This is a genomic window from Pseudoduganella sp. GW821-FHT05F09 (genome assembly GCF_059419605.1).
Genome location: NZ_JBWKSD010000022.1, coordinates 1 through 5,669, shown reverse-complemented (window position 1 = coordinate 5,669; position 5,669 = coordinate 1). Strand labels below are relative to the sequence as shown.

At 63.6% G+C, this 5,669-nt stretch carries 4 protein-coding genes; all 4 read right to left on the bottom strand.

What is annotated here, in order from left to right; genetic code table 11:
* Positions 1-327 precede the first annotated feature (327 nt).
* The 4 genes from AC07S4_RS30335 to AC07S4_RS30320 all read right to left on the bottom strand — a co-directional run bounded on the left by AC07S4_RS30335 (position 328) and on the right by AC07S4_RS30320 (position 5,560).
* The gene (locus AC07S4_RS30335; RefSeq protein ID WP_494990132.1) at positions 328-2,211 is read right to left on the bottom strand and encodes a DUF4214 domain-containing protein; all 1,884 of its coding nucleotides are present in this window, start codon (positions 2,209-2,211) and stop codon (positions 328-330) included.
* Between the two features lie 49 nt (positions 2,212-2,260).
* Positions 2,261-3,460 carry an AGE family epimerase/isomerase gene (locus AC07S4_RS30330; protein ID WP_494990131.1) on the bottom strand — a complete coding sequence of 400 codons (1,200 nt, stop codon included), beginning with the start codon at positions 3,458-3,460 and terminating at the stop codon, positions 2,261-2,263.
* Positions 3,457-4,437, bottom strand: coding sequence for a carbohydrate kinase family protein (locus AC07S4_RS30325; RefSeq protein ID WP_494990130.1), 981 nt, complete (start codon positions 4,435-4,437; stop codon positions 3,457-3,459). The genes AC07S4_RS30330 and AC07S4_RS30325 overlap by 4 nt, the downstream gene beginning before the upstream one ends.
* 94 nt (positions 4,438-4,531) lie before the next feature.
* On the bottom strand, positions 4,532-5,560 hold the full coding sequence (locus AC07S4_RS30320; protein ID WP_494990129.1) for a LacI family DNA-binding transcriptional regulator: 1,029 nt from the start codon (positions 5,558-5,560) through the stop codon (positions 4,532-4,534).
* Positions 5,561-5,669 lie beyond the last annotated feature (109 nt).

The window sequence follows — 5,669 nt, the reverse complement described above, 5'->3', positions numbered from 1 at the left end:
ATCTCTGTTTAAAGTCATTACTGACTTGGTCGCTCTTCAAAATAACTGACGATTCCTTCTTGCGAAGGTCACGTTTAATTTTTTCGTTGAGCGTTTAATAATTTGAGTTTCACAGCTTGCGCTGCGGGCCTCATCATCAAACGCCCACACTTATCGATTGTAAATTTTTAAAGAATTCTGCGTTGTTGCTGAAGCGTTTTGTTCAGCAGCAGAGAGATGAGATTATGAGGCGTTTCGCTTAAACCGTCAACCCCTCATTTTCCTACTCTCCAGCGCTGCGGGTGTTCAGCAGCGCGGGGACAGAACTATAGCAAAGGCCGGACGACTTCACAAGGCGATTGTGTAGTATTTCACGCCGGCGCCGTTCGGCGTCGCCGATCCGGTCTGCACCAGGGCAAGGCGTTTGCCGGTGGACGAGTGGAAAATCTTGATGCCGTAGCTCTGCAGGCCATCAATCAGCGGGAAGTCTACCGCCCCATCGGAGAAGAACAGCGAACCAGCAAAGCGGCGATAGCTGGAAGGATAGCCGGCCGCGCCGCCTGCGATCACCAGGGTTTCGTCCTTGGCCGCCGAGTTGCTCAAGGAGCGCACCGACGTGGAGAAGGTGCCCGCGTACTTGAGATTACTGGTGTAGAAGTAGTTGCCGCTGGCGGAGAACAGCACATCCTCATTTTCGGACAGGAACAGCGGCGTGCTCATACCGTAGTCGCCGTGGTACGGCGAGTCGCCCATGGCGATAACGCCGTTGGTGGCCGGGTCTATCGTGAAATAGCTGATGTCCGCCGGCGAAAGCCCTTGCGACATCAGGAAGACCTTGTTCTTGCTGGACGCATACACACCGTACTGCGTACCGTAAAACATACCCATGTACACGGTTTCCGGCAAAGTCATCTCCACGCCGGTACGGGCGTTGAAATAGACCACCGACGGCCTCACCCACTGCCCGCCGGTCTGGCCGATGAAATAGGCTACCGCAGCGTTGGTGATCAGGGCTTCGGTGTGCGAGCCGCCGGTTGCGAAGGACTTCAGCAGCAAGCCATGCTCAAGGTCAACCAGGCTGGCCACGCTTTCATGCAGCACCATGGCCAGCTTGCCGTTGGGGCTCAGGCTGAAATTCTTGACCGCCGCCGGCAGACTGACGGTCAACGTGGTTTCCGCCACAGGATCGGCTATCTTCAGGGCATTCGGATTCGTGGCGGAGATGACCAGCTTGTCCAGCCCCTTGCTGTAGCGGACTTCCAGCGGCGCATAGCTCAGTGCGGGCGGGAATGCGGAGAGCGTGGTCGTAGCAATACTGCTGCCAACGCCATCGCTGACGGTCAGGGTCACGGTATAGCTGCCGGAGCGGTCCGGCGTGAACGACGGTAGCGCCGTATCCGCATTGCGCAGGGCTGCGGCGCTGCCTGCCGGGCGTTCGCTCACAGACCATGCGTAGCTGAGCGTGCCGCCAGCCCCGGCCAGGCTTTCGGTACCGTCCAGCGTCAAGGCGGCGCCCGTTGCGCCGCTGCGGCTCGGACCGGCGTTGGCGACGGCCACATAGGCGGCGCCATCCTCCCGGTAGGCAATGCCGTTGCTGAGGGTGGCAAACATGCCGGCCTGGTTCTCCGGACTGTCGCTGAATGCGGCCAGGACTTCGGCCACACTGGTGCCGCGATTCAGTATATTGACCCAGTACTGCACGCCGGCGGTTTCGCCGTCGCGGTTGAGAATGTTGCGATAAAGGCGGGTAACGATCTCAATACTGGTGGGATTGACGCCGTAGAGCGACTTGAACTCGGTCGAGCCCGCAAAGCCGTTGGAGATGGTCAGCAACGAAGCCCCCTGATCCATCATCTGTATCCAGTAGCTCAAACCGCGCACGTCCGGGGTGCGCTTGAACGCGGCCCGGTAGAGGCGGTAGACCTTGCCGGCGTTGCCGTCCACGTCCATCGCCAGCGTGTAATCGGAGAACCGCACCCTGGCGTCGGCGGCCACGCGGGTGACGCGCGCTGTTGCTATATGCGTGAGGTCCACGGAACCGGCCACGCGCTCCACCTTATAGTCGGCGCGCAGGCCGGGCATCGCGATGGGAGCCGCCGCTGCGGCAACCGGCCCCGCCATGGACTGTCGCTGGGCTGCGGGTTTCGCAGTCTGGACGTCCGAGCCTGCGCCGCACCCGGCCAGCACAGCCGTGAAAACGGCAAGCGTCAATACGCGTCGAAATGCCAACATGGCGATCCCCTGATTGCAGAAACCACCATCTTATCAAGTTTTCAACCAGTTATGGTGCGGGACTGATGTGCCGCAGCACCGCCAGCACGTCATAGCAGGCGCCCATGGTGTGGTAGTCCGTCTTGCCGGCCGGGCTTTTCTCGTCGCTGTATTTGCGGTTGCGCGCGTCCAGGATGCGGTACCAGGCGCCGTGTTTGTGGTCCACGAAGTGCTCCCACGAGTAGGCCCACAGCCGCTGGTACCAGTCCCAGTAGCGGGCGTCGCCAGTGCCGTCGGCCAGGCGGGCCGCAGCGGCCAGGGATTCGGCCTGCACCCAGAAGTATTTGTCGTCGTCGCACACCTTGCCGTCCGGCGCAAAGCCGTAGGCCAGGCCGCCGTTTTCGGCGTCCCAGGAATGCTCAACGGCGCGGTCGAACAGGCGGCGTGCGGCAGGCTTGAGCCAGGCCGCGCCGCTGTAGCGGTCCAGCAGCATCAGCAGCTTGGCCCATTCGGTCTGGTGGCCCGGCTGGAAACCCCAGGGACGAAACAGATGCTTGGGATCGTCCTGATTGTATTTCCAGTCCACCTGCCATTCGGTGTCGTAGTGTTCCCATACCAGGCCGCCGGCCAATGCGGCCTGCTCCACCGTCATGCGTTGCGCCAGCAGCAGCGCGCGCTCAAGGAAGCGTGCATCGCCGGTGGCTTCGTGCGCGGCGATCATGGCTTCGCACATATGCATATTGGCGTTCTGTCCGCGATAGGGCCCGAACACCCAGTCGGCGCTGGCTTCGTCGCGGTACAGGCGGGCTTGCGGGTCCCAGTAGCGCAACTCCAGCAGGTCCCAGGTCTCGTCTATCCACGGCGCGGCTTCGGTGACGCCGGCCTTGAGCGCGGTGGCATACGCCAGCAGCACGAAGGCGACACCGTAGCACTGGTTGCTGCGGTCCTCGGGCACCCCATTGCGTATGGTCCAGGCATAACCGCCGCTGTCATTGTTGCGATGGACCTCGCGCAGATAGCGCAAGCCCCAGCGCGCAGCGTCCAGATACTCCGGCAGCTCGAATTCGCGCGCGGCCATCGCGTAATTGAACACGAAGCGCGTGCTGCTCACCAGGTGGCGGTGCTCGCTGTTGTAGACCGTGCCGTCGTCGCGGAAATAGTGGAAGAAACCGCCGGCCGGATCGATGGCGCGCGGATGATAGAAGGCCATGGTGTGCGCAATGTGCTGGCGCAGGAAATCGACGGAACGGAAATCGGGAGCGGAGCTCATGCGGCTAACTCGAGGTAAGGTTGCAGGTCGGCGCGGCGCGGCATGGCGGCGAAAGCGCCGCGCCGCGTCACAGCCAATGCGCCGCAGGCGGCGGCGAAGCGCAGCGCCGGCTCGCGCGCGGCTGCGTCATGGAAGAAGGCTTCCAGCGCGGAAGGCTTGACGCCCTGCTCCACCAGGCTGGCCAGCAAGCCAGCCACAAAAGCGTCTCCGGCGCCGGTGGTATCCACTGCGCGGACCTCGGGGACGGACGCTTTGCCGCTGGCGCTCCGGGTCTGCCAGGCCAGCGCTTGCGGACCGTCGGTCACCACCAGCACGCGCGCGCGGCCCTGCCACAGGCGCTCGCGCACCGTATCCGCGCTGCCTTCGGAGAGCGCGAGGTACTCAAGCTCCTCGCTGCTCAGCTTCACCAGATCGGCCAGAGCCAGCGCCTGCCACAGGCGCGGCAGCGGATCCTCGCCGCGCCGCCACAGGGCCGGGCGCAGATTCAGGTCGAAACTGACAAGGGCGCCGGCCGTTGCCGCACGGCGCATGCCGGACAGCGTGGCTTCGGCAATGGGCGCCTCAGTCAGGCTGTTGGAACAAGCGTGGAAGGCTGCCAGGCCGTGGAAGCACTCGTCCTGGAAATCGGATTCGGTAAACAGCAGGTCGGCCGCTGGCGGACGATAGAAATTGAAACTGCGCTCACCGCTGCGGTCCAGCGATACAAAGGCCAGTGCGGTGTTGGCGCGGCCGGTGCGGGCAATGTAGCGCGTGTCGACGCCGGCGGCGCGCAGGCTTTCGAGCAGAAAATCGCCGAACATGTCTTCGCTCAGCATGCCGGCGAAAGCGGACTGCATGTCCAGCGCAGCCAGCGCCACCGCCACGTTGGCGGGCGCGCCGCCCGCATTGCGCAGAAAGGGCACCGCTTCGCCTGGCGCGGCCGGCGGCACGGACAGGAAATCGATCAGCGCTTCGCCGAAACATACTATCTTGCTCATGGTGCTCCTGGATTGGATAAACTGCGCTTTTAGTAAATTTAGATCGATCTAAATATAGTTTAGGCAAAATCTGGTGTCAAGCAATTAGCCAGAATCAGGCGGGTGGGCTGCTGCTCAGGCGCACCGCCAGACGAACCGGCACAACAATGGCGGTGGTGGCTTGGGCGGGTTCGGCGATACGCTCCAGCAAGCGGCGCGCGGCTTGCCGACCCAGCTCGCGCGGATCTGTGGCGACCGTCGTGAGCGGCGGCACGCTGACGGCGGCCTCGGGAATGTCATCGAAACCGGTGACGGCGAAGTCGCGCCCCGCCTGGCGGCCGCAACCGGCCAGGCCCAGCATAAGGCCGAGCGCGACGGCGTCATTGTAAGCGACTGCGGCGGTGGGCGCCGGCTCGTTTGCAAACAGGGCGGCAACCTGGCGCGCGGCCTCCAGCCTGGTTGGCGCGGTCTCAACCAGCCAATGCGGCTGCGGCACGATGCCGGCGGCAGCCATTGCTTCCGCATAGCCGAGCCGGCGCTGGCGGCAGGAGCTCGACGCCTGGAAGCCGCCATAGAAGGCAATCCGGCGATGGCCCTGGGCCAGCAGATGCTCGGTCGCCATGCGCGCGCCGGCCTGGTTGTCCATGGACAGGAAATCCCAACCGCAGCCGGCCACGTCGCGGTTGAACAGCAGCACCGGCGCGCCGCCGACCACGCCGGCCACGCTGCCCGCCTCGCTGCCTTCGGCGGGAGACAGGATGATGCCGGCCGGCCGGTGCTCCATCAGGGACTCGAGCACAGCCTGCTGCCGTGCCACCGATTCCGACGTGCTGCCCAACAGCATGGCATAGCCCGCCTCGCCCAGCGCCTCGTCCACGCCGGCGGCAAACTCCGCAAAAAAAGGATTGGAAAGGTCGTTGATCACCAGGGCCACAATCGAGGAGCGCCCCTGCCGCAGATTGGCGGCGCCGCGATTGTAGACATAGCCCTGGCGCTTGAATTCGGCCTCCACCTTGGCGCGCGTTTCGGCATGCACCAGCGGGCTGTTGCGCACCACCAGGGAGACGGTGGCGCGCGATACGCCGCAGCCTTCAGCGATATCGGCCAGGGTGACGCGGGGGGCGGGAGCGGTTTTTCGGGTCATTGCTACGCATAATAGATTAAACTCGAAATGCAAAAAACCCCGCCAGGGTCACCTGACGGGGTTTTTCTATATAACTAGCCTGACGATAACCTACTTTCACACTGGTTGC

Excerpts from the sequence above, each read along its gene's own strand:
- AC07S4_RS30335 (WP_494990132.1), bottom strand. The coding sequence starts at position 2,211 with ATGTTGGCATTTCGACGCGTATTGACGCTTGCCGTTTTCACGGCTGTG.
- AC07S4_RS30330 (WP_494990131.1), bottom strand. The coding sequence starts at position 3,460 with ATGAGCTCCGCTCCCGATTTCCGTTCCGTCGATTTCCTGCGCCAGCAC.
- AC07S4_RS30325 (WP_494990130.1), bottom strand. The coding sequence starts at position 4,437 with ATGAGCAAGATAGTATGTTTCGGCGAAGCGCTGATCGATTTCCTGTCC.
- AC07S4_RS30320 (WP_494990129.1), bottom strand. The coding sequence starts at position 5,560 with ATGACCCGAAAAACCGCTCCCGCCCCCCGCGTCACCCTGGCCGATATC.